The organism is Amycolatopsis sp. Hca4 (genome assembly GCF_013364075.1).
Lineage (GTDB): Bacteria > Actinomycetota > Actinomycetes > Mycobacteriales > Pseudonocardiaceae > Amycolatopsis.
This window is the reverse complement of sequence record NZ_CP054925.1, coordinates 3101289-3124627: the sequence shown is the minus strand read 5'-3', so window position 1 is coordinate 3124627 and position 23339 is coordinate 3101289. Positions and strand designations below refer to the sequence as shown.

Annotated in this window: 19 protein-coding genes; 16 read left to right on the top strand and 3 right to left on the bottom strand. The window is 72.9% G+C overall.

What is annotated here, in order from left to right:
• The first annotated feature begins 169 nt into the window (after positions 1 to 169).
• Entirely contained in the window at positions 170 to 574 is a 405-nt protein-coding gene (locus HUT10_RS13590; protein ID WP_043785186.1) for a DUF3040 domain-containing protein, read from the top strand.
• 566 nt (positions 575 to 1140) lie between these two features.
• On the opposite strand, the gene HUT10_RS13585 is transcribed toward HUT10_RS13590, so the two are convergent.
• From HUT10_RS13585 to HUT10_RS13575, 3 genes are all read right to left on the bottom strand, one after another.
• Positions 1141 to 3681: a DUF3488 and transglutaminase-like domain-containing protein gene (locus HUT10_RS13585; RefSeq protein ID WP_176171539.1), complete on the bottom strand. Its 2541-nt coding sequence runs from the start codon at positions 3679 to 3681 to the stop codon at positions 1141 to 1143.
• A 219-nt stretch (positions 3682 to 3900) separates the two neighbouring features.
• Positions 3901 to 5175 (bottom strand): DUF58 domain-containing protein, encoded by a 1275-nt coding sequence (locus tag HUT10_RS13580; RefSeq protein WP_176171538.1) that lies wholly within the window; start codon positions 5173 to 5175, stop codon positions 3901 to 3903.
• Between the two features lie 26 nt (positions 5176 to 5201).
• A complete protein-coding gene (locus tag HUT10_RS13575; protein ID WP_176171537.1) occupies positions 5202 to 6269 on the bottom strand; it encodes a MoxR family ATPase in 1068 nt (355 codons plus the stop codon).
• Positions 6270 to 6563: 294 nt separating this feature from the next.
• Here HUT10_RS13575 and HUT10_RS13570 point away from each other — a divergent pair, with 294 nt between their 5' ends.
• From HUT10_RS13570 to murC, 15 genes are all read left to right on the top strand, one after another.
• Entirely contained in the window at positions 6564 to 6917 is a 354-nt protein-coding gene (locus HUT10_RS13570; protein ID WP_176171536.1) for a hypothetical protein, read from the top strand.
• Positions 6910 to 7470: a DUF3558 domain-containing protein gene (locus tag HUT10_RS13565; protein WP_254897459.1), complete on the top strand. Its 561-nt coding sequence runs from the start codon at positions 6910 to 6912 to the stop codon at positions 7468 to 7470. Before HUT10_RS13570 ends, HUT10_RS13565 begins: the two co-directional genes overlap by 8 nt.
• A 14-nt stretch (positions 7471 to 7484) precedes the next feature.
• Positions 7485 to 8042 (top strand): PPE domain-containing protein, encoded by a 558-nt coding sequence (locus HUT10_RS13560; protein WP_176171535.1) that lies wholly within the window; start codon positions 7485 to 7487, stop codon positions 8040 to 8042.
• Positions 8039 to 8764 (top strand): ESX secretion-associated protein EspG, encoded by a 726-nt coding sequence (locus tag HUT10_RS13555; RefSeq protein ID WP_176171534.1) that lies wholly within the window; start codon positions 8039 to 8041, stop codon positions 8762 to 8764. The genes HUT10_RS13560 and HUT10_RS13555 overlap by 4 nt, the downstream gene beginning before the upstream one ends.
• A gap of 542 nt (positions 8765 to 9306) precedes the next feature.
• Positions 9307 to 9738, top strand: a complete 432-nt coding sequence (gene mraZ / locus HUT10_RS13550; protein WP_004561064.1) for a division/cell wall cluster transcriptional repressor MraZ — start codon at positions 9307 to 9309, stop codon at positions 9736 to 9738.
• 213 nt (positions 9739 to 9951) lie between these two features.
• Complete coding sequence (gene rsmH / locus HUT10_RS13545) at positions 9952 to 10905, top strand: 16S rRNA (cytosine(1402)-N(4))-methyltransferase RsmH (protein WP_176171533.1); 954 nt, start codon at positions 9952 to 9954, stop codon at positions 10903 to 10905.
• Positions 10902 to 11621, top strand: a complete 720-nt coding sequence (locus HUT10_RS13540) for a hypothetical protein (RefSeq protein ID WP_176171532.1) — start codon at positions 10902 to 10904, stop codon at positions 11619 to 11621. The genes rsmH and HUT10_RS13540 overlap by 4 nt, the downstream gene beginning before the upstream one ends.
• Positions 11621 to 13546: a penicillin-binding protein 2 gene (locus HUT10_RS13535; RefSeq protein ID WP_176171531.1), complete on the top strand. Its 1926-nt coding sequence runs from the start codon at positions 11621 to 11623 to the stop codon at positions 13544 to 13546. The genes HUT10_RS13540 and HUT10_RS13535 overlap by 1 nt, the downstream gene beginning before the upstream one ends.
• A 259-nt stretch (positions 13547 to 13805) precedes the next feature.
• Positions 13806 to 15350: a UDP-N-acetylmuramoyl-L-alanyl-D-glutamate--2,6-diaminopimelate ligase gene (locus HUT10_RS13530; RefSeq protein ID WP_176177808.1), complete on the top strand. Its 1545-nt coding sequence runs from the start codon at positions 13806 to 13808 to the stop codon at positions 15348 to 15350.
• A complete protein-coding gene (gene murF / locus HUT10_RS13525; protein ID WP_176171530.1) occupies positions 15347 to 16849 on the top strand; it encodes a UDP-N-acetylmuramoyl-tripeptide--D-alanyl-D-alanine ligase in 1503 nt (500 codons plus the stop codon). The genes HUT10_RS13530 and murF overlap by 4 nt, the downstream gene beginning before the upstream one ends.
• The gene (gene mraY / locus HUT10_RS13520) at positions 16846 to 17928 is read left to right on the top strand and encodes a phospho-N-acetylmuramoyl-pentapeptide-transferase (protein WP_176171529.1); all 1083 of its coding nucleotides are present in this window, start codon (positions 16846 to 16848) and stop codon (positions 17926 to 17928) included. The genes murF and mraY overlap by 4 nt, the downstream gene beginning before the upstream one ends.
• Before the next feature lie 2 nt (positions 17929 to 17930).
• On the top strand, positions 17931 to 19337 hold the full coding sequence (gene murD, locus HUT10_RS13515; RefSeq protein WP_217709603.1) for a UDP-N-acetylmuramoyl-L-alanine--D-glutamate ligase: 1407 nt from the start codon (positions 17931 to 17933) through the stop codon (positions 19335 to 19337).
• Entirely contained in the window at positions 19324 to 20826 is a 1503-nt protein-coding gene (ftsW, locus tag HUT10_RS13510; protein WP_176171528.1) for a putative lipid II flippase FtsW, read from the top strand. The genes murD and ftsW overlap by 14 nt, the downstream gene beginning before the upstream one ends.
• Complete coding sequence (gene murG / locus HUT10_RS13505) at positions 20823 to 21947, top strand: undecaprenyldiphospho-muramoylpentapeptide beta-N-acetylglucosaminyltransferase (RefSeq protein WP_176171527.1); 1125 nt, start codon at positions 20823 to 20825, stop codon at positions 21945 to 21947. The genes ftsW and murG overlap by 4 nt, the downstream gene beginning before the upstream one ends.
• The gene (murC, locus tag HUT10_RS13500) at positions 21940 to 23337 is read left to right on the top strand and encodes a UDP-N-acetylmuramate--L-alanine ligase (RefSeq protein ID WP_176171526.1); all 1398 of its coding nucleotides are present in this window, start codon (positions 21940 to 21942) and stop codon (positions 23335 to 23337) included. The genes murG and murC overlap by 8 nt, the downstream gene beginning before the upstream one ends.
• Positions 23338 to 23339: the final 2 nt, after the last annotated feature.

Here is a 23339-nt window from a genome sequence, read left to right as displayed (position 1 = left end):
CCCGTCGGGCGGGATTTAGCCCAATTCGATCCCTTCTGGATGCGGGATCGGGTAGTCGTGCGGGCGCGGGCCTCGTATCCTGGACAGTGCCACCCCGCCTGGGGTTGGCTGTTGGGTCCAGGACGTTGCGCGGCCCGGCGCCCGCGACAGCTGTGCCGGAGGAGGAAAGATGCCACTCTCCGAGCATGAGCAGCGGCTGCTCGATCAGATCGAGCGCGAGCTCTATGCCGAGGACCCCAAGTTCGCATCCACGGTGCGTGGCACCCGGTTGCGTCGCCCCGCTCGCCGACGGCGTATTCAGGGCATCGCCCTGTTCGTAGTGGGCGTGGCCCTGCTGGTGCTGGGCGTGGTGGTGCCGCAGTTCCGGGTGGCCGACATCCCGCTGATCAGCGTGCTCGGGTTCCTCGTGATGTTCTTCGGAGTCATGATGGCCGTCACATCGATTCGGCACGGAGCCGACGGAGACGGCAAGGGCGGTGGACCAGGCGCACGCGGCGGCAAGCCATCGGGACGCCGGAGTTCCTTCACCCAGAGGATGGAGGAGCGCTTCCGCCAGCGTTTCGAGGAGCAGTAGCGCCGCAGGACCACGAGATCCGCGTCCCTCCACTTGGGGGGACGCGGATCTTCTTGTGTGCTCAGCCTGGTTTGGGCGGTCTGGCTGGGTGTGGTGACGGTGGGTGACCCCCACAAGGGTGAGGTGTCCCACCCGCGGCCTCGCTCCCGCTCTCACCCGACCGCTCGGCCCCGCACCTCCGGCTCGCCCCGCCACCGACCCCGCCCGTGGTTCCGCTCGTGGCTCGCCGCGCAGACGGGCGCCTGCCGCCGCGCTCATTCGGCCTCGGTGGCTCTCGATCGCGCATGATCACTCCGCCCGGCGGGGCTGAAGCCCGCCTTCGGCGGACCCTCCGTGGGGTGATCAGCCCCGAACTCGCGTGATCAGAGCCGGAACTCGCGTGATCGAAGGCGCATCTCGCGTGATTGAAGGCGCATCTCGCGTGATTGAAGGGGCATCTCGCGTGATTGGAGGGGCGACACGCGTGATTGGCGGGGCATCAGGCTGATGCCCCGCCAATCACAGGTGATGCCTGGCTGATCACGCGTGATGCCTGGCTGATCACGGGGGCAGGAGAGGCGAGGGGGTCAGGTGCGGTTGCGGAAGACCGATCGGGGGAACAGCTTCCCCTTCCACGAAAGCGGAGCGTTCCGCCGGAGGCTCCGCCGCAGGCCCTCGAAAGCCGGCGGCAGCTCCGGCTGGGGCGTCTCGTCCCCGCCGTACCACGACCTCTCCAAGGCGCCGATCACCGTGCGGAGGTCTGCTCGGCCTTCGTCGTCGAGGTGGTGCTTGGCCGCCAGCTTCTGGCCCGCCACGCGGACCGTGTCGCTGTCCGGGATCGGCAGGCCCCGGTCCGCGCACTCCGCCCGCAGCTCCGCCCACGCCGCGTCGGCCGCGGCCGGCTGGTGCTGGACGATCTTCTGCAGGCGCCTGCGGCGGACGACCTCGCGGGCCAGCGCCGGACCCGCCACCAACAGCAGCAGGAGCACCACCAGCACCCCCAGCCACCACGCCACCGTCGCCGCCAGCAGGCCGAGGGCGACGATCCACAACGTCACCGCCGCCAGCGGCAGCCAGCCCAGCAGCGCGCGGGGCCGGGACGGGGCCGCCACCGGGGCCGGGGCCCGGACCAGCAGGTCGCCTTCGCTCCGGTCCGGCTGCGGCGGTGCCGGGGCCCGGCTGTCCGGCAGCAGCCTCCGCAGCAACGTCGCCGCGATCAGGGCCGCCGCGCCCAAGGCCGCCAGGGCCAGCGCGATGGTGAACAGCCAGTCGTCGCTGCCCGAAGCGTCCTTGGCCGTCTGGGCCGGGACGTTCGGCTCGGTGTCGCGGGGGGCTCCGGTCGGCGCCGCGCTCGACTGGACCGTGCTCGGCGCCACCTGGGTGTCGTCCGGCTGGTTGCCGTTCTGCGGGCCGGCCTGCAGGTACGACGGGGTGATGCCGCGGCCGTCGGACAGCGGCGTCGGGTCGAACGTCACCCAGCCCTTGCCGCCGAAGTACGCCTCGACCCACGCGTGCGCGTCCTGGGTGCTGATCGACAGGTAGTCGTTGACCGGCACGCCCGGCGTGAACCCGATCGCCACCCGCGACGGGATGCCCGCCACCCGCAGCATCACGGCCATCGCCGACGCGAACTGCTCGCAGAAGCCGCGCTTGCCCTTGAGGATGAAGTCGGCGAGCGCGTCGGCGTCGTTCGCCGGCGCTGTCTTCGTGTCGTAGACGAAGCCGTTCTGCGCCGTGAAGTAGCGCCAGATCGCCGAAGCGCGGTCGAAGTCGTTGGACGCGCCGGTGATCAGCTGCTGCGTCTTCGTGCGGACCCGCTCGTCGACCTGGTCGATCTGGGTGTAGCGGGGCGGCAGGTCGTCCACGCGCGGTGTCACGCGCAGCTCGGCCGCCGTCGGTTCCCGCAGCGACGCGTATTCGGTGTAGGCCGGTGGCGCTTCGCTGCGGGTGGTGAACACCGTGCCGCTGATCTGGTCGTAGAGGTAGCCGTCGGCGGCGCCGTCGATCACCCGCGGCGCGCCGTACACCGGCAGCCAGTTGTCCCGCCAGCTGGTCGGCTCGACGTCGATCCGGCGGGCGGTGCCGGTGCCGTCGTCGCCCGGGGCGGGTGGCAGCTGCGGCCCGACCGGGACACCCTGCTGCGAACGGCCTTCGTCGTGCAGGCCCCAGCCCTTGTTGGGGTAGTAGGTGTCGAGCGTCATCGCGCGCAGCAGCCGCCGGTCGGTGCCGAGGCCGCGGACCTTGAACAGCTCGCGGTTGGACCCCTGGTCGAGCATGCCGCGCAGCTCGGTGAACGGCTGGATGCCGAAGCCGCCGGAACCGGCGCCGGGGCCGTTGCCGCCGTCGCCGAACGGCATCCGGCCGACCGTGCCGACCCAGGTGATCGCGCCGCCCAGCAGGCCGAGCACGATCGCCGCGCAGACGACCGCGACCGGCGCGGACAGCACGCCCGGCTTGCCGCTGCGTCCGGGGGCCTCCCGGGTGCGCCAGCGCTGGTGCCGGTGGTTGCCGTCGACGGCCAGCAGGCCGGCGAAGGCCGCCCCGCCGAGCAGGAACGTCCACCACGGCAGCATGTCTTCGCTCAGCGCGGCCGGCACGGCGTAAACGCAGAGCAGCACGAGCCCGGTGGCGGCGGGCGCGGCGGCGGCGACGGTCAGCGTGTCGACGAGGACGGCGACCAGGCCGATCAGGATGGTGACCAGGCAGAGGATCGGCTGGCTGCCCTCGACCGGCGGCAACCCGACCCGGATCTGCTCGGCGGCGGCCGACAGCGTGGTCCCGATCTCGGAAAACGCTTCCGGGCCGGGGATGACCTGCAGGATGCCGTGCGTGGTGAAGGCGCCGGTGATGAGGAAGAGCAGGACGAGCAGCTGCCCGAAGCCGACGAGCACGGTCGGCACCTGCAGCGAGCGGAGCGCCAGCCCGGCCGCCCCGATGAGCAGGACGGCGACGAACAGGTACCCGAACCAGGCCAGCCCGGAGACGACGCTGGTGACGGAGGTGGCGGCGCAGAGGGTGGCGACGCCGGCGGCGGTGGGCGCGAGAATGCTGCTGCGCCAGGCGGAAAGCGGCCGCTCGGGCCGGGGAGCGGGCCGCTCGGACTTCCGCGGTGGGGCGGCGGTGCTCATTGCGAGCCCCCGATCGGGAAGCTGTGGTGGGCGGGGGTGCGGCTGGTGTGCGCGGCGGGCGGCTGGGGCTTGGCTCGGCGCTCGTCGCGGGCCGGGCGCGTGTTCGCGGGTCGCTCGGATTTCCGCGGTGGGGCGGCGGTGCTCATTGCGAGCCCCCGATCGGGAAGCTGTGGTGGGTTGGGGTGCGGCTGGTGTGCGAAGTGTTCGCTGCGGCGATACTCATCGCGGACCCCCGATCAGCGTGCCGCGGCGGGCGCCGCTGCGGCACAGCTCGGCCCACACCTGCGGCATCGGCGAGCCCGGCCCCGCGATGATCACGCCCCACCCGGCCGCGCGCAGCAGCGCCGCCGAATCCTCCGTTGCCGCCGCCCTCTGCTCCGGCGCTGTCACCCCCGCCGACCAGGTCGGCGTGTCCAGCAACACCGCCAAGCTCCTGATCCCGCGCGGGCGGTACTGCGTCAGCTCGTGGACCGCCTCCGTGCTCACCGTGCCCAGCACCGCGATCAGCTCCTGGCCCTCGGCCGGGTCGCCGGCCAGCGTGATGTCGCGCTGGTGCGCCGGCTGCAGGGCCGCCAGCGCGTCCAACACCACGTGGTCGTAGTGGTCGCCGCCGTCGCCCGGGGTGTCCGCCAGCGTCACTCCGTGCTCGCTCACCAGCCGGACGCGGTGTCCCGATCGGCGCAGGTGCAGGGCCGCCGATGCCGCGAACGACACCGCCCACTCCAAGCTCGCCGCCGGGCCGCTTCCGTGGTGGGCCGCCGCGCGGTGGTCCAGGAGCACCGTCGTGCCGCCGCGCCACGGGCGTTCCTCGACGCGGACCATGATCTCGTCGCGGCGGGCCGTCGAGCGCCAGTGCACCTTCCGCAGGTCGTCGCCCTGCCGGTACTGGCGGACGATCACGTCCGCCTCGCCCTGCCCGGCGTGCAGCCGGACCGTTCCGTCGTCGCCGACACCGATGCCCGCGCCGCTCGGCAGGCCCCACAGCGGCACCACCCGGGGCACCACGACCAGCCGCGAATGCCCGATCAGCTCACGCTCGAACTCGCACAGCCCGAACGGGTCCGTGATCGTCGCGCGCAGCGGGCCGACCTGCTGGATCCCGCGCAGCACCGGCTGGAGCGGGTAGCGCAGGGCGACGCGGCGGTCGTGCGGGAGCCGCTCGACGACGAACCGCGGCCGCGACCCCAGCGCGTACGGCACGCCGTCCTCGAGCAGGATCTCGCCGGCCGGCAGCCGCCCGCTGCGCCACAGCTCCAGCTGGACCTCGCCGTTGCCGCCGACCGCGACCCGTTGCGGGCGCAGCGTTCTGGTGGCGCCGATGCGCAGCCGCGTCGCCGAGATGAACGCGGCGACCAGCAGCGGCAGCGCCACCACGAACACCGCCACCCGCAGCAGGTCGCGCTCGTTGAGCACGAACGAGCACACCGCGGCGGCGATCCCCGCGGCCAGGAGGCAGCGGCCGCGGGTGGTCAGGCCGGACAGGGCACGCAGCATGCCGTTCTCTTCCCCTTCGGCGGAGACTAAGGCCGGGTGCCCTGCGGCACCGGCACCCGGTGCAGCACCGCGCGCACGACGTCGGTCGCCGACCGGCGGGCCGCGTGGGCCTCCGTGGTCAGCACCAGCCGGTGCGCCAGCACCGGGACCGCCACCGTGTGCAGGTCGTCCGGCACGACGTAGTCGCGGCCCGACAGCGCCGCCTGCGCCCGCGCCGCGCGGACCAGGTGCAGGGTCGCCCGCGGGGACGCGCCGAGCCGGATCTCCGGGACCTGCCGGGTCGCCGCGACGACGTCGACGGCGTACCGGCGGACCTCCGGCGCCATGTGCACCGCGCGGACCGTCTCGATCAGGCGGTGCACGGTCTCGCCGTCGGACACCGGCTGCAGGTCTTCGAGCGGGTTGTGGCCGGCGTGCTCGTCGACCATGGCCAGCTCGGCCTGCTGGTCGGGGTAGCCGATGGAGACGCGCGCGGTGAACCGGTCGCGCTGGGCCTCGGGGAGGGCGTAGGTGCCTTCCATCTCGATCGGGTTCTGCGTCGCGATGACCATGAACGGCTGGTCGAGGCGGTAGGTCGAGGTGTCGACGGTGACCTGGTGCTCTTCCATGCACTCCAGCAGCGCCGACTGCGTCTTCGGCGAGGCGCGGTTGATCTCGTCGCCCACCACGATGTTCGCGAACACCGGGCCGGGGCGGAACTCGAACTCGCCGGACTGGCGGTTGTAGATGGAGACGCCGGTGACGTCGCTCGGCAGCAGGTCGGGGGTGAACTGGATGCGGCTGACCGTGCAGTCGATCGACCGGGCGAGGGCCTTGGCCAGCGACGTCTTGCCGACGCCGGGCACGTCCTCGACCAGGAGGTGGCCTTCGGCGAGCAGGGTGACCAGCGCGATCCGGATGACGTCGGGCTTGCCGACCAGCACGCGTTCGACGTTGGCGGCGATCCGGCGCGCGGTGTCGTGCAGTTCGTCCAGCGGCACTCTGCCGGGGTGGCCGTGGACCCGGCCGTTGCCCGAGGGCTCCGCCGGGTAAGGCGGCCGCCCGGATGCCTGCTCGCCCGATCCGGGCGCGGCAGACTGGATTCTCGACGTCACTCGACCTCCTGGTGGCGCATGGCCGCGCGCGTTGTGCGCACCGCCGGGCCGAACGGCCCCCTCGCTGCTGTCCGCGCGCAGCGACCAGCCTTCCACCCAGTGTGTCAAACCCGGGCGAACCGGGGGGCGGAACCCCGCGAGCACTTCCGGCACCGCGGATGATGACACTGCGCAAGCAGGGACGATACCCCGAACGGGTGCGTATTCACCCGATTCTGGGTGCTCCCGCTGACGCCCCGCTCTGTCGTATGCTGCGGTTCGAGGTCGCCCGGCTACGGAGAGGCGTATCCCCTTATGAGCGAGCTGCGAACCCAGCCGTCGTATGACGTGCGCGGTTTCGCGGTCGCGCCCGAGCTGGCCACGGACGCGTACGCGAAGCTCGGCCGGCTGCAGGACGTCGTGGGGGAAATGGTCCGCGAGGCCAAGGTGCTCGGCCGGAGCGTGCCGCTGGGTGGTGGTTACGCCGGGGAGATCGGCGAGTTCATGGCCGAGTACGGGATCGGCGGCCAGGGCTCGGCGGTGCAGCAGCTGACCGCGTTCGGCAAGGAGCTGGAGACGCTCAAGCAGCGGATCGGCGAGGCACTGGCGAAGTACCAGCACGCGGACGAGCAGGCGGCCGGCGGCGTGGACTGCGTGGGTGGTGGCTGAGCCGGTGCGCGCGCAGCCGAGGGTGCGGCGGTGGCTCGCGCCCCTCCTTCTTCTCCTGCTCGCCGGCTGCGGGCGGCCGCCGAGCGCCGAGCCGGCGGGGCACGCGGTGACTTCCGCGTCCGCCTCGGCCGCGGCCCCGCCGGTCGCCTGGACCGGCCTCGCCGCGCTCGACCCCTGCACGCTGCTCTCCCCGCAGGACCGGTCGGCCGCCGGGATCAGCGTCCTCGGCAAGCCCAAGGACATCGCCGGCGCCCGCGCGTGCGACTGGAGCGTGCCCGGCACCTTCGGTGTCACCGTGACCCTCGCCGCCACCGACGGGCTGGCCGATCTCGACGTCGCCAAGAAGAACGTCACGAAGACGACGGTCGGCAGGCACCCGGGCTGGAAGGTCGCGGACAAGAAGGCCGCCGACGGCACCTGCGCGGTGCTCCTCGGGGTCGGCGACGGCGCCAGCGTCCAGATCGACGTCAGCAACACCGGCTTCTCGGACACCCCGCTCGCGTGCCGCCGCGCGGGCACGGTGGCCGGGCTCGTCGAACCCAAGCTGCCCTGACCAGGAGGTGCGCCGTGCCCGAACCCCCCGTCGCCACCGCGCGGTACGAGGCCTACAGCCACGAGGCGATGGCCGCCGAGGTCTCCCGCGGCAACGACCCGGTGGCCGCGGGCGAAGCGGGCGCGCGCTGGGACGGCCTGGCGAAACGGCTGCAGGAGTCCACGGCCGACGTCGCCGCGCTGGTCGCCTCGTCGGACGAGCACTGGCGCGGCCAGGCCGGGGACGCGGCGCGGGCGGCGCTGGGCCGGGCCGCGCAGTGGCTTTCGCACTCGGCCGCCGTCTCGGCGTCGGTGGGCCAGGCGGTCGGAGCGCAGGCCGAGGCGGCCGCGCGGGCCCGGGCCGACATGCCGCCGCCGGTAACCTACGACCCGGCGTCGATGATCCGCGACGCCGCGTCCAGCGGGAGCGTCTTCGTCCTGGCCGGGCTGGCGGAGGAGATGGCGGCCCGCCGGGCCGCGGCGGAGGCCGCGCGGCAGAAGGCGATCGACGTCCTCCGGACGCGGGACACCGCGCTGCGCGGGCACGTGCCCGCCGAGACCTTCCCGGCCCCGCCGGCGCTGGGGCGGGCTTGATCCGGGTTTCGGCGTCGGCGTTCGACATCCTCTGGACCGACCTCGGCCACGACCGGCCGCCGGAGCCGCTGAGCGTGCGCAGCGTCGGCGTCACCGAGGCCGAGCGGGCCGAAGTGCGGAAGGCCGTCTACGAAAACCTGGCTTCGCGGGGCCTCTACGACGGCGGCAGGCTGGAGCCGGCGCTGGCCGCGCGGCTGGAGCTGCTCGCGGACGCGGACGTGTTCGTCGCGTGCGAGGCGCTGGCCGACATGACGGCGGCGGAGCCGTTCCGCGCGGTGACGGCGGCTCGCGGCCGCCGTGGCGTCCTGGCGACCCAGCCGGAGCAGACGATCAGTCTGGATTCGATCCACCCGGGCGAGCTCGCCTCGGCGATCGTCGACGTCCTGCCGGAGCTGGCGGCCGGCCCGGGTTACGGGGTCAGCCTCCCGGCGTCGACGCTGTCTTCGCAGGTCGCGTCGGGAACGGCGGCGGCCCAGCTGGAGGAGGTCCGTGCGATCCAGGCGCGGCCGGTGTTCGCGGCGGGGCAGTTCAGCGTGAGCCGCCGGTCGGGAGCGGGCCGGGTCGAGCGGGTGGGCGGGCTGACGTGGTTCGACACCGACGTCGGGGCCTACTGCGCGACGAAGACGCCGGGCCGGGGTGGGGCGGAGTGGGTGACGGTCAGCCCGGTCGACAGCACCCGCCTCGCCGCCCGCGTCACCGCCCTCCTCACCCCGGAGGACTGAGCCTCGGAGCGTGATCCGGGGCGGAACCGGCGTGATCGAAGCCGGAACCCATGTGATTGAAGCCGGAACTCGCGTAATTGGGGCCGGAACTCGCGAGTTACGGCTCTGATCACGCCGGTCACGTGTCTCATCACGTGGGTTCCGGCCCGGATCACGGCGGATCCGGGTTCCGTCACGCGCGGTTCCCCACCGGGCCCCACCCGCGTCCCCCACGGGGCCCCACCTGGGTCCCCACCTTGGCCCACTGGCGGGTCTGCTGGGTGGGGTGGGTTCTTTCGCGGCCGTTATGCGGACGTTTCAGGAACAGCTGAGGTTGCTCCGGCCCCCGGTGCGGGGGATCTTGGCCACCGTCCCCCACCACGCCCCCCACCAGGCCCCACCCTGCTGACCTGCGCAAACGGAACACTCGACGGAGTGGTCTGCGCTTTTGTCGCGTTGACTGTGGTGAAAAGTGGGGTACGGTGGTGGCCAGTGGGGCGGAAGGGAAGCCCCGTGGCCGTCCGGGGTGGTTCGCCACCGTGGGCGGTAGGGAGGTGGAGGCCGTGTTCCTCGGCACCCACACCCCGAAGCTGGACGACAAAGGGCGGCTCGCGCTGCCCGCGAAGTTCCGTGACGCCTTGGCGGGTGGGCTGATGGTCACCAAGGGGCAGGACCACTGCCTCTTCGTCTTCCCCCGCGCCGAGTTCGAGCAGATGGCGCGCAAGGTCGCCGAGGCCCCGTTCACGAACGAGGCGGTTCGGGCCTACCAGCGCTACCTGTTCGCCGGCACGGACGAGCAACGTCCTGACGGCCAGGGGCGCATCACCATCGCGCCCGAGCTCCGCCGCTACGCGGGGCTCAGCAAGGAGTGCGTGGTGATCGGGGCGATCACCAGGCTGGAGATCTGGGACGCCCAAGCGTGGCAGGCGTACCTGGAGGAACACGAAGACAGCTACGCGAAGGCTCGAGAGGAAGTACTGCCGGGCGTCTTCTAGACGGGCGGTCGCGGTGCACCTTCGTCGTCGGGGGACGACAGGTTCGCCGTCCGTGCGAAGAGGGGATGCCCACCCGGATGCCGTGAGGCCTCTGTCCGCTCAACAGCCCTGGTGCACCTTCCCCGGTACCAGGTCCGCAGCGGGCGGACAGGGACCTGACGGCATCCGCCATATTTCCCCCGGGCCGATCGGGCGAGAGAGGGGGAGGGGAACATGACGGCACCCGAGCACGTCCCGGTGCTGCTCGACCGGATCGTCGAGCTGTTCACCCCCGTGTTCGCCGACCGCGACGGCGTCCTGGTGGACGCCACCGTCGGCCTCGGCGGCCACTCCGACGCCCTCCTCGAGACCTTCCCCCGGCTGCGCCTGGTCGCGCTGGACCGCGACCCCGCCGCGCTCGAGAAGTCCGCCGAACGCCTGGCCCGCCACGGCGACCGCGTCGACTTCGTCCACACCGTCTACGACGGGCTGCCGGAGGCCCTCGCCGGGCTGGGCATCGCCAAGGCCGACGGCATCCTGTTCGACCTCGGCGTCTCGTCGATGCAGCTGGACCGCGCCGAGCGCGGGTTCGCCTACGCCAAGGACTCCCCGCTGGACATGCGGATGGACCCGACCACCGGGTTCACCGCGGCCGACGTCCTCAACACCTACGCGCCGGGCGAGCTCGTCCGCATCCTGCGCGACTACGGCGAGGAACGGTTCGCGCAGCGGATCGTCAAGTCGGTCGTGGCGGAGCGGGAGAAGGAACCGTTCACCACCAGCGGCCGCCTGGTCGAACTGCTCTACGCCGCCGTCCCGGCCGCCACCCGCCGCACCGGCGGGCACCCGGCCAAGCGCACCTTCCAGGCGCTGCGGATCGAGGTCAACGGCGAACTGGAGGTGCTGCGCCGCGCCATGCCGGCGGCGCTGGGTGCGCTCAGGACCGGCGGCCGGATCGTCGTCGAGTCGTACCAGTCCCTGGAAGACCGGCTGGTCAAGCAAGCGCTGGCCGAGCTCGCGAAGTCCCGCACCCCGGAGGGGCTCCCGGTGGAGCTGCCCGGGCACGGGCCGGAGCTGAAGCTCCTCACCCGCGGGGCCGAGAAGGCCGGCGAAGAGGAGATCGAACGGAACCCGCGGGCCGCCTCGGTGCGGCTGCGGGCCGCAGAGAGGATCGGAGAGCCGCGATGACCGCTCCCGCGAAGTCCCGCCGCCGGGCCGCGCCGGCGACGCGGGCCCGCAGCGAGGCCGCCCGCACCTCGGCCACCGTCGAGCCGGACCAGCAGCCTGCCCCGGCCCGGCGCGGTTCGCGCGGCCGCACGTCCGCGGCCGAGCGCGCCTACGCCCGCCGCGCCCAGCGCGCCGACCTGCTGAAGGACCGCGAGGCGCGCCCGGAGCCGAAGGCCCGGCCCGCCGCGCAGGCGGCGAAGCCGAAGCTCCAGCTGAAGGAGCTGCTGCCGAAGTCGCGCGCGTCCTTCGTGCTGATGATGATGGCGCTGCTGGCCGCCGGCGTGGCGACCACGCTGTGGCTGACCACGCAGGCGATCGCCGACTCCTACCGGCTGGAGCAGCTGCGCACCACCAACGCGAACCTGGCCGAGCAGAAGGAACAGCTGCAGCGCGACGTCGCCAAGGCCGAGTCGCCCGCTTCGCTGGCCCCCGCGGCCCAGCAGCTGGGCATGGTGCCCGGCGGTGACCCGGCGCGGATCGTCGTCGGCCCGGACGGGAAGACCTCGCTCGTCGGCGAGCCCAAGAAGGCCAAGGCGGACGCCCCCGTCGTGCCGGCCGCGCCGCCCGCCGCGCCCGCCGCGGGCACCCAGTCGCAGCAGGGCGCCCCGATCGAGGGCGACCAGCCCGCCGTGCCCGCCGAAGAGCAGCCGCCGGCCCAGCCGGGAGGCGGCCAGTGATGGCTTCGGGCCGCAGCCAGGTCCGCGCGCGGGCCGCGGGCAGCGCGCGCCGGACGTACGCCGCCGGGACCCGCAGCGCGGCCGCGCGCCGCGGGAACGGCGGGCACCGCAGCCGGTTCTCCGCCGTGCGCCTGCTGCTGGTCGCCGTCCTGCTCGTCGCCGGCGTGAAACTGGTGCAGGTGCAGTGGTTCGACGCCGCCGCGCTGTCGGCCGCGGCCGAGCGGCAGCGGGCCCAGACCATCGACATCCCGGCCCAGCGCGGGTCCATTGTGGACCGCAACGGCGCCAAGCTGGCGTTCAGCGTCGAGGTGCGCACCCTTTCGGTGAACCTCAAGGCACTGCACAAGAGCATGGACGACTTCGCGGCCAAGAACCCCGGCACACCGAAGACGTTCGACGCCGAGACGGCCGCGGCCGCCAAGTACATCGCGGGCAAGCTGCCCGCCGTGGTCAGCGAGCAGCAGCTGCTCGACCTGTTCCACAAGCAGGCGTCCTTCACCTACCTGGTCAACAACATCGAGCCGTCCATCGCCGCCGACATCGTCAAGCACTTCGCGTGGATCGGCGTCGAAAAGCGCGCGCTGCGCGAGTACCCGGGCGGCAGCCTGGCGGCGAACATCGTCGGCGCCGCGAACTGGCGCTCCGACGACCCGGACGTCTCCAAGCACAACCTGCACGGCCTGGTCGGGCTGGAGCTGCTGCGCGACAACGACCTGGCCGGCACGCCGGGCCGGATGATGGTCAACACCAAGAACGGCAGCGACAACGTCGTCATCCCGGGCACCGAGCGCGACCTGCAGGCCGCCGTGCCCGGCTCGGACCTCGAGCTGACCATCGACTCCGACCTGCAGTACGAGGTGCAGCGGCAGCTGGCGGACTACGTCCAGCAGTCGCACGCCAAGGGCGGGCAGGCGGTCGTGCTCGACGCCAAGACCGGCGAGGTCTACGCGCTGGCCAACAGCACGACGTTCGATCCCAACGACCAGGCGAGCTGGACCAACGACGCGCTCGCCAACCCCGCGGTGACCACGCCGTTCGAACCCGGGTCGGTCAACAAGCTCGTCACCGCCACCGGCGCGATCGACTACGGCATCGCGACTCCGGAGTCGACCGTCGAAGTGCCCGGCGCGCTGCAGGTGGCCGACAAGACGGTGCACGACGCCTGGACCCACGGCACGCAGACGTTCACCACCACCGGCATCTTCGCCAAGTCCTCCAACATCGGCACGCTGCTGCTGGCGCAGAAGATCGGCGAAGAGCGGTACGCGAACCTGCTCAAGTCGTTCGGGCTCGGCCAGCGCACCGGCGTCGGCCTGCCCGGCGAGAGCGCGGGCGTGGTGCCCGCGCGCAGCCAGTGGTCGGCGACCACCTTCGGCAACCTGCCGATCGGGCAGGGCCTGTCGATGACCATCCTGCAGATGGCCGGGATGTACCAGGCGATCGCCAACGACGGCCTGCGCGTCGAACCCCGGATCGTCAAGGCCAAGGTGAACCCGGACGGCACGACCGTGCCCGAGCCGGCGCCGAAGTCGGTCCGGGTGGTCAGCCCGCAGACCGCCAAGACGGTGCGCGACATGATGCGCGCGGTCGCCCAGAACGGCAAGGGCCTGCAGAAGGGCACCGCGCCGACGGCGGCGGTCGAGGGCTACCAGATCTCCGGGAAAACCGGCACCGGCCAGCAGGTCGACCCGCGGACGAAGGCCTACAGCGACCACCTGTACAACATCACCTTCGCCGGCATCCTGCCCGCCGACCACCCGCGGTTCGTCATCGGGATCCGGCTGGACGCGCCGGACACGACGCTGCCGGTGGGGCACTCCGCCGCGCCGCTGTTCCACACCATCGCGTCCTATGTGACGCAGCGGTACCAGATCCCGTTGTCCGACGGTCCGTCGCCGGAGGTTCCGCTCATCATCGCCCCGTAGCCGGAAACCGGGAGGGGCACCCTGGTGGACTTCGGGTCCACGAGGGTGCCCCTTGCGGCTTTTCGCGGGGCGGGTGTCCACATGGTGGGGTCGGTGGCCGGGGAAAGCCTTGCGGGGCAAGGATGTCGAGTTCCGCGCCTAGCACATGTGCCTCAGCCGTGCGCAATCGCCGTACCGCGTGCGGGTGCCCGAACCGCCCGCCGGTAGCCTCTTGGCCGTGTCCGTGTCCTCGTCCAGTTCCCAGGTGCCGGAAAGCCCGGTGAAAGCGGTCCCCGCGCCGCCCCGCCCGGCGCGCATCGACCCGGTCCCGCTGGCGACGCTGCTCGCCAGGGCGGACGCTCGCCTGATCGCGGAGAGCCCCGACGCGGCCGAGCTCACCGTCACCGGCACCACGCTGCGCGCGCAGCACGTGCTGCCCGGTGACCTCTTCGCCGCCCTCCCGGGCGCCCGCGCCCACGGCGCCGACTTCAGCGACCAGGCGGTCGCGGCCGGGGCCGTCGCCGTGCTGACCGACGCCGAAGGGGCCCAGCGGCCCGCCCTGCGCGACGCCGGCGTCCCGATCCTGGTCCACGCCGACCCGCGCGCCGCGCTCGGCGAGATCGCCGCCTGGATCTACGGCGAGCCCTCGCTGAAGCTGTCCGTCCTCGGCGTCACCGGGACGTCCGGCAAGACCACGACGTCCTACCTGGTCGACGCCGGCCTGCAGGCCGCGGGCCTGACCACCGGCCTGATCGGAACCGTGGAGACCCGGATCGCCGGCGAACGCCTGGTCAGCGGGTTCACCACGCCGGAGGCGCCGGACCTGCAGGCGCTGCTCGCGGTGATGCTCGAGCGCGGCGTCACGCACGTGCCGATGGAGGTCTCCAGCCACGCGCTCGCGCTGGGCCGGGTCAACGGCACCCGCTTCTCCGTCGGCGCCTTCACCAACCTCTCCCAGGACCACCTGGACTTCCACAAGGACATGCAGGAGTACTTCGCCGCGAAGTCCCTGCTGTTCGACGGCCGCTCGACGCACGAGGTCGTCGTGGTCGACAGCGCGTGGGGCCAGGCCCTGCTCACGCCGCAGACGATCACCGTCACCACCGATCCCGGCACCGACGCCGTGTGGAAGGCCACCGACCTGGAGGCCACCCCGCAGGGCGAGCAGACGTTCACCCTGCACGGCCCGGACGGCGTCCGCGCCGCGGCCCGGATCCCGCTGCCGGGCGAGTTCAACGTCGCCAACGCCGTGCTCGCCGCCGCGATCCTCGGCACCGCGGGCGTCGGCGTGGAGCACATCGTCGCCGGGCTGGCCCAGGTGCAGGTGCCGGGCCGGATGGAGCGGGTCTACGTCGGCCAGGAGTTCACCGCCGTCGTCGACTACGCCCACAAGCCGGCCGCGGTCGCCCAGGGCCTGGACGCGCTGCGGGCCCGCACCGAAGGCCGGATCATCACCGTGCTCGGCTGCGGCGGCGACCGGGACACCGCCAAGCGCCCGATGATGGGCGAGGCCGCGGCCCGCCGCAGCGACGTCCTGATCGTCACCGACGACAACCCCCGGTCCGAAGACCCGGCGGCCATCCGGGCCGCCATGCTCGCCGGCGCCCGCGCCGTGGGGCCCGCCGAAGGAGGCGAGGTCCTCGAGATCGGCGACCGCCGCGAAGCCATCGCGCACGCCGTCTCGCTCGCCGGGCCGGGCGACATCGTCTTCCTCGCCGGCAAGGGGCACGAGTCCGGCCAGGAGGCCGGCGGCGTCGTGCACCCGTTCTCCGACCGCGACGAGCTGGCCGCGGCCATCCGCAACAAACTCGAGGTGAGTGTGTGATCGTGCTCAGCCTGGCCGAGATCGCCGACGTCGTCGGCGGCCGGCTGCACCGCGCCGAGCCGGGCGCGCAGGTGACCGGCACCGTGGAGTTCGACACCCGGAAGCTCACCCCCGGCGGCCTGTTCGTGGCCCTGCCGGGGGAGAAGGTCGACGGCCACGACTTCGCCGCGCAGGCCGTCGAGGCCGGGGCGGTGGCGGTGCTGGCCGCCCGCGAGGTCGACGCGCCCGCGATCGTCGTCCCGCCGATCGGCGCGGGCGAGGCCCACGAGCGGTCGGTCGCGCTGACCGGCGACAAGGACGGCTCCGGCGCCGCGGTGCTGGCCGCGCTGGCCAAGCTCGCCCGGTTCGTCGTCCAGCGGCTGGCCGAGGGCGAGCTGACCGTCGTCGGCGTCACCGGTTCCTCCGGCAAGACCTCGACCAAGGACGTCATCGCGCAGCTGCTCGAGCCGCTCGGCCCGACGATCGCGCCGCCCGGGTCGTTCAACAACGAGCTCGGCCACCCGTGGACGGCGCTGCGGGCCGACGCGGCGACCCGGCACCTGGTGCTGGAGCTGTCCGCGCGCGGCCCGGGGCACATCGCCCACCTCGCCGCGATCGCGCCGCCGAAGATCGGCGTCGTGCTCAACGTCGGCAGCGCACACGTCGGCGAGTTCGGCTCGCGCGAGGGCATCGCGAAGACCAAGGGTGAGCTGGTCGAGGCACTGCCCGAGAACGGCGTCGCGGTGCTCAACCTCGACGACCCGCTGGTCGCGGCCATGGCGAGCCGCACGAAGGCCCGGGTGGTCTTCGTCGGGGAGAGCCCGTCGGCGCAGATCCGCGCGGAGGACATCACCGTCGACGACGAGGCCCGCGCGTCCTTCCGGCTGGTCACCCCGGCCGGCGCGGCCGACGTCAAGCTGCCGCTGCACGGCGAGCACCACGTCGGCAACGCGCTGTCGGCCGCCGCGGTGGCCCTGGAGCTGGGCGTGAGCCCGGCCGACATCGCCGCCCGGCTCTCGAACCTCGAACGGCGCTCCGCGCGCCGCATGGAGGTCGTCACCCGGCCCGACGGCGTGACGATCCTCAATGACTCCTTCAACGCCAACCCCGAGTCGATGCGGGCCGGCCTGAAGGCCCTCGCGGCGATGACCCGGGACACCGGCCGCCGCTCCTGGGCCGTGCTCGGCGTGATGGGCGAGCTCGGCGCGGACTCGGTCACCGCCCACGACGAGATCGGCAGGCTCGTCGTCCGGCTCAACATCGCCAAGCTCGTCGTGATCGGGCCCGAGGCGGCGGCCATGCACCAGGGCGCGCACCAGGAGGGTTCCTGGGGCGAGGAGTCGGCACTGGTACCCGACGTCGAGGCCGCGATCGCCCTGCTGCATGATCAGCTCCGCCCCGGGGACGTGGTGCTGGTCAAGGCCTCCAAGGCCGCCGGCCTCTGGCGGGTCGCCGAAGCTCTGCTCGAACCCCGGGAAACCGACAACTCCGAGAATCGCTCGAACGGTGGTGACGCGTGATCAGCATCCTGATCGCGGCCGCGGCGGGCCTGCTGATCTCCATCCTGCTCACGCCCTACCTGATCCGGGTCTTCTCCCGGCAGGGCTTCGGCCAGGAGATCCGCGAGGAAGGCCCCCAGGGACACAAGTCCAAGCGCGGTACCCCGACCATGGGCGGTGTCGCGATCATCATCGCGATGGTCGTCGGGTACTTCGCCGCGCACCTGATCAACTGGATGTTCAACTCCCGCAGCGGCGCGCCGACGGCCTCCGGGCTGCTGGTCCTGATGCTCGCGGTGGGCCTGGGGATCGTCGGGTTCCTCGACGACTTCATCAAGATCCGCAAGCAGCGCAACCTGGGGCTGAACAAGACCGCGAAGCTGGTCGGGCAGCTGGTGGTCACCATCGCGTTCGCGGTGCTGGTGCTGAACTTCCCGAATGAGCACGGCATCACGCCGGCGTCGGAGAGCCTCTCCTACGTCCGCGACCTCGCGCTGATCACCTTCCCGTCGGTGATCTTCGTGATCTTCTGCTACATCGTGATCTCCGGCTGGTCGAACGCGGTGAACTTCACCGACGGCCTCGACGGCCTGGCCGGCGGCGCGGCGGCGATGGTGCTGGCCACCTACGTCGTCATCTCGTTCTGGCAGGAGCGGCTGTCCTGCTCGAACGGGCCCGCCCCGGCCTGCTACGACGTCCGCGACCCGCTGGACCTGGCCGTGGTGGCCGCCGCGGCGACCGGCGCCTGCGTCGGGTTCCTCTGGTGGAACGCGGCCCCGGCGAAGATCTTCATGGGCGACACCGGCTCGCTGGCCCTCGGCGGCCTGGTCGCCGGCCTGTCGATGACCACCCGCACCGAGCTGCTCGCCATCGTCATCGGCGGCCTGTTCATGGTCGAGATGATCTCGGTGGTCGCGCAGATCGCGGTGTTCCGGACAACCCGGCGCCGGCTGTTCCGGATGGCGCCGTTCCACCACCACTTCGAGCTCGCCGGCTGGGCCGAAACCACGGTGATCATCCGGTTCTGGCTGCTCTCGGCGATCTGCTGCATGTTCGGGCTCGGCCTGTTCTACAGCGAGCAGCTGGGTCTCGGCGGCTGACCGTGGAGATTTCGGGTCGTCACGTCCTGGTCGCCGGAGCCGGCGTCACGGGCAAGTCCGTGGTGCCGGTGCTGGTCGAGCTGGGTGCGCGCGTCACCGTCACCGACGGCAACGCCGAGCGCCTGGCCGAGCTGGACGGCCTCGGCGCCGAGCTGGTGCCGGGGCTGACCGAGCCGCCGTCCGACGTCGTCCTCGTGGTCACCAGCCCCGGCTGGCGGCCGACGTCGCCGCTGCTGGTGGCCGCGGCCGAAGCGGGGGTCGAGGTGATCGGCGACGTCGAACTGGCCTGGCGGGTCGGGCAGCTGCGCGAGCACCCGCCGTCCTGGCTGGTGGTGACCGGTACCAACGGCAAGACGACCACCGCCGGCATGCTCGAGTCGATCCTCAAAGCGGCCGGCGCGAACGCCGTGGCCTGCGGGAACATCGGGTACGCGGCGCTCGACGCGGTCCGGGCAGGCTACGACGTGCTGGCCGTGGAGCTGTCGAGCTTCCAGCTGCACTGGTCCTCGACGCTGGCCCCGGACGCCGCCGTGGTGCTGAACCTGGCCGAGGACCACATCGACTGGCACGGCTCGATGGACGAGTACGCGGCCGCGAAGGGCCGGGTCTACGCCCGGGCCAAGGTCGCGGTGCACAACGCCGACGACGACTGGTCGACCCGGATCGCCGACGAGCACGCGCCCGAGAGCGCTCGCCGCGTCGGTTTCCAGCTCGACACCCCGCGCGCCGGTGAGCTGGGCGTGGTCGAGGACCTGCTGGTCGACCGCGCCTTCGTCGCCGACCCGGCGAACACCGCCGAGCAGCTCGCCACGCTGTCGGACGTCCGCCCGGCGGGCCCGCACAACGTCGCCAACGCACTCGCCGCGGCCGCGCTGGCCCGCGCCCACGGCGTCACGCCGGAAGCCGTGCTGAAGGGCCTGCGCGAGTACCAGCCGGCCCCGCACCGGGCCGCCGAGGTCGCCGAGGTGGCCGGGGTGCGGTACGTCAACGACTCGAAGGCGACCAACCCGCACGCGGCCGCCGGCTCCCTGCGCGCCCACGAGTCGATCGTGTGGATCGCCGGTGGCCAGCTCAAGGGTGCCTCGGTCGACGAGCTGGTGAGCAGCATCGCCGGCCGCCTCCGCGGGGTCGTGCTCCTCGGCGTGGATTCACCCGTGATCGCCGCCGCGGTTGCGCGACACGCGCCGGATGTCCCGGTGAACAGCCTCCGTCCGGGTGACGATGAACCCATGACTGCGGCGGTGAGTGCGGCCAGCGCGATGGCCCGGCCCGGTGACGTGGTGCTGCTGGCACCCGCCGCGGCGTCGTTGGACATGTTCCCGAACTACGGCGCGCGCGGTGACGCGTTCGCCGCGGCGGTGCATGTCCTCCGCGACGACGCAGCGGGGGAGCCGAGTGCCGACAGCTGAGACCAAGCCCGGACCGCCGCCGAAGCGGCCGCGCCGCGAGCGCAAGGAGAGCGCCTTCGTCGCGGTCCGGACCGCGCTGACCGCGTGGCTCTCGCGGCCGCTGGCGTCGTTCCACCTCGTGCTCGCCCTCACCGGCGTGCTCACCGTCATCGGCATCGTCATGGTGCTGTCGGCGTCTTCGGTGGCTTCCTACAACCCGAAGACCGGCAGCGGCGTCTACTCGCTGTTCGTCAAGCACCTGGTGTTCGTCGCGCTCGGCTCGTTCGTGTTCTGGCTGGGCCTGCGGGTCAAGCTGGAGCGGATCCGGCGGATGTCGGCCACGGTGACGGTGATCTGCCTCGGCCTGCTGATGCTCGTGCTCACCCCGCTCGGCTCGACGGTCAACGGCTCGCAGGGCTGGTTCAAGATCGGCGAGTTCACCTTCCAGCCGGTCGAGGCCGCGAAGGTGGCGCTGGCCTTCTGGGGCGCGCACATCCTGGTGATCAAGTACAACGTGATCCACCAGTGGCGGCACCTGCTGGTGCCGGTGGTGCCGATCGCGCTGCTGATGTTCGCCCTGGTCATGCTGCAGCCCGACCTCGGCGGCACGGTCACCCTGGCCGTGGTGCTGCTGGCGCTGCTGTGGTTCGCCGGCGCCCCGAAACGGCTGTTCGGCGTCATCCTCGCCGGTGGCCTGGCCGGGGTGCTCGTGCTCGCCGTCATCGCGCCCTACCGGCTCGACCGCGTCATGTCGTTCCTCTCGCCGGACGCCGACACCAGCGCCGGCGGCTTCCAGGCGAACCAGGCCAAGCTGGCGCTCGCCGACGGCGGGCTGCTCGGCAAGGGCCTCGGCCAGGGCGCGGCCAGCTGGAACTACCTGCCGAACGTCCAGAACGACTTCATCTTCGCCCTGATCGGCGAGGAGCTCGGGCTGATCGGCTGCGTCGTCGTGCTCGCCCTCTTCGGCGGCGTCGCGGTGGTGGGCCTGCGGATCGCCACCCGCAACATCGACCCGTGGATCCGGATCGTCTCCGGCACGCTGACGGTGTTCCTGGTGGCCCAGGCCGGCATCAACATCGGCTACGTCGTCGGCCTGCTGCCGGTCACCGGCGTCACGCTGCCGCTCATCTCCTACGGCGGCACCTCGCTGGTGATCACCATGCTCATCATGGGCGTGCTCGCGAACGCCGCCCGGCACGAACCGGAGGCGGTGGCCGCACTGCGCACACAGGGGCCGGGTAAATTCGGGCGTCTGCTGCGGCTGCCCGCGCCCGACCCGTACCGCCCGCCCGCCACGCGCAAGGCGGCGGGGCGGAGTGGGGCGAAGGCGGCCAGGCCGGCGCCCCGTGCGGCCCGGCCCGCCCCGGCGCAGGAACGACGGAGGTCGGTCCGCGAACCGGTGCGCCGCAGCGCGGCACGGACGAGCACGGCCACGTCTCGCGGCGGGGCCGCGCGGACAACAGCGAGCCGTGGTACCCGGAGTACCGCGAACCGGAGAGGTCATAGGTGAGTAAGCCCGTCAAGGGAACCGAGCGATCAGCCGCGGGCAAGGGGCCCGTGGTCGTGGTCGCCGGAGGTGGCACCGCAGGACACATCGAACCGGCCCTCGCCCTGGCCGACGCCGTCATGCGGCTGCGCCCGGACGCGACGGTCGTCGCGCTCGGCACCGAGCGCGGCCTGGAGAACAAGCTGGTCCCGGCCCGTGGCTACCCCCTCGAGCTGATCCCGCCGGTCCCGCTGCCGCGCAAGCCGACGCCGGAGCTGATCCGGCTGCCGCTGAAGGTCCGCGACTCGGTCCGCAAGACCCGTGAAGTGCTGGAGCGCGTCGGCGCGGACGTCGTCGTCGGCTTCGGCGGGTACGTCGCCCTGCCCGCCTACCTGGCGGCGCGCGGGCGCGTCCCGATCGTCGTGCACGAGGCCAACAAGTCGGCCGGCCTGGCGAACAAGGTCGGCGCCCGGTTCGCCGCGCGCGTCGCGGTCGCCGTCCCGGGCACGCCGTTGCCGAAGGCCGAGGTCGTCGGGATCCCGCTGCGGCGGTCGATCACCGCGCTGGACCGGCCCGCGCTGCGGGCCGAGGCGCGGGAGTTCTTCGGCCTGGACCCGGACGCGCCGACGCTGCTGGTCTTCGGCGGTTCGCAGGGTGCGCAGTCGATCAACGCCGCCGTGTCCGGTGCGGCCAAGGACCTGGCGGACGCCGGGGTCGGCGTCCTGCACGCGCACGGGCCGAAGAACACGCTGGTCGTGCAGGAGTTCCCGGGCAAGCCGGCGTACGTGCCGGTGCCGTACCTGGAGCGGATGGACCTGGCCTACGCCGCGGCCGACGTGGCGATCTGCCGCTCGGGCGCGATGACCGTCGCCGAGGTGACGTCGGTCGGGCTGCCCGCGGTGTTCGTCCCGCTGCCGATCGGCAACGGCGAGCAGGCCACCAACGGCCGGCCCGCCGTCGACGCCGGGGCCGCGCTGATGATCGACGACGCCGACCTGAGCCCGGCCAAGGTCGCCGAGCTGGTCGTCCCGCTGGTCACCGACGCCGACCGCGTCGCGAAAATGGGCGCGGCGGCGGTCGGCATGGGCCACCGCGAAGCCGACGAAACCCTCGCCCGGATCGTCCTGGAGGCCGCCCGTGCTTGAGTTGCCGGAAGAGCTGCGCCGGGCGCACCTGATCGGGATCGGCGGGGCCGGCATGTCCGGCATCGCCCGGATCCTGCTGGCCCGCGGGGCGTTCGTGTCGGGCTCGGACGCCAAGGAGTCGCGCGCGCTGCTGTCGCTGCGGGCGCAGGGCGCGGAGCTGTTCGTCGGCCAGGCCGCCGCGAACATCGCGGCACTGGCCGAGCCGCCGTCGGCGGTGGTCGTCTCGACGGCGATCAAGGAGACCAACCCGGAGCTGGCCGCGGCCCGGGAAGCGGGCATCCCGGTGCTGCACCGGGCGCAGGCGCTGGCCGGGCTGATGGAAGGCCACCGGGTCGCCTGCATCGCGGGCACGCACGGCAAGACGTCGACGACGTCGATGCTCACCGTGGCCCTGCAGCACTGCCGGCTCGACCCGTCGTTCGCCATCGGCGGCGACCTCAACGAGTCCGGGGCCAACGCCCACCACGGCGAGGGCGGGCTCTTCGTCGCCGAGGCCGACGAGAGCGACGGCTCGTTCCTGACCTACTCGCCGTCGGTCGCGGTCGTGACGAACGTCGAGCCGGACCACCTGGACCACCACGGCACGGCCGAGGCCTACACCAAGGTGTTCACCGAGTTCGTGAGCCGGATCGTGCCGGGCGGGCTGCTGATCGTCTGCGCCGACGATCTTGCGGCCGACGAGCTGGGCCGGCAGGCTGCCGACCTGGGCGTGCGGGTCCGCCGCTACGGCCGCACGGTGACCGAGCCGGGCGACGCGCGGGTCCTGGACTACGTCCCGGCGCCGGACGGCGGGGTCGTGCGGCTGCTGCTCGACGGCGCCGAGCTGTCGGTGCGGGTCGCCGTGCCGGGCGAGCACATGGCGCTGAACGCGATCGCGGCGCTGCTGGCCGGGATCGAGCTGGGCGCGCCGGTCGGCGGCATGGTCGAGGGCCTCGGGGCCTTCGGCGGGGTGCGGCGGCGGTTCGAGTTCAAGGGCCGGGCCGGCGACGTCCGGGTCTACGACGACTACGCCCACCACCCGACCGAGGTGGCCGCGCAGCTGCGCGCGGTGCGCACGGCGGCCGGGACCGGCCGGGTGATCGTCGTGTTCCAGCCGCACCTGTACTCGCGGACCAAGACGTTCTCGACGGAGTTCGCGGCCGCGTTGTCGCTGGCCGACGAGGTCGTCGTGCTGGACGTCTACGGTGCGCGCGAGGAGCCGGAGCCGGGGGTGACCGGTGCGTTGATCGCGGACAAGGTGACCGCGTCGGTGCACTACGAGCCGGCGTTCGACGTCGCCGCGCCGCTGGCGGCCGGGCTGGCCAAGCCCGGCGACCTCGTGGTGACCATGGGCGCCGGGGACGTGACGCAGCTGGGGCCGGAAATCCTCGCCGAGCTGGACAAGCGCTGAGG

Excerpts from the sequence above, each read along its gene's own strand:
- HUT10_RS13590 (WP_043785186.1), top strand. The coding sequence starts at position 170 with ATGCCACTCTCCGAGCATGAGCAGCGGCTGCTCGATCAGATCGAGCGC.
- HUT10_RS13585 (WP_176171539.1), bottom strand. The coding sequence starts at position 3,681 with ATGAGCACCGCCGCCCCACCGCGGAAGTCCGAGCGGCCCGCTCCCCGG.
- HUT10_RS13580 (WP_176171538.1), bottom strand. The coding sequence starts at position 5,175 with ATGCTGCGTGCCCTGTCCGGCCTGACCACCCGCGGCCGCTGCCTCCTG.
- HUT10_RS13570 (WP_176171536.1), top strand. The coding sequence starts at position 6,564 with ATGAGCGAGCTGCGAACCCAGCCGTCGTATGACGTGCGCGGTTTCGCG.
- rsmH (WP_176171533.1), top strand. The coding sequence starts at position 9,952 with ATGACGGCACCCGAGCACGTCCCGGTGCTGCTCGACCGGATCGTCGAG.
- HUT10_RS13540 (WP_176171532.1), top strand. The coding sequence starts at position 10,902 with ATGACCGCTCCCGCGAAGTCCCGCCGCCGGGCCGCGCCGGCGACGCGG.
- HUT10_RS13535 (WP_176171531.1), top strand. The coding sequence starts at position 11,621 with ATGGCTTCGGGCCGCAGCCAGGTCCGCGCGCGGGCCGCGGGCAGCGCG.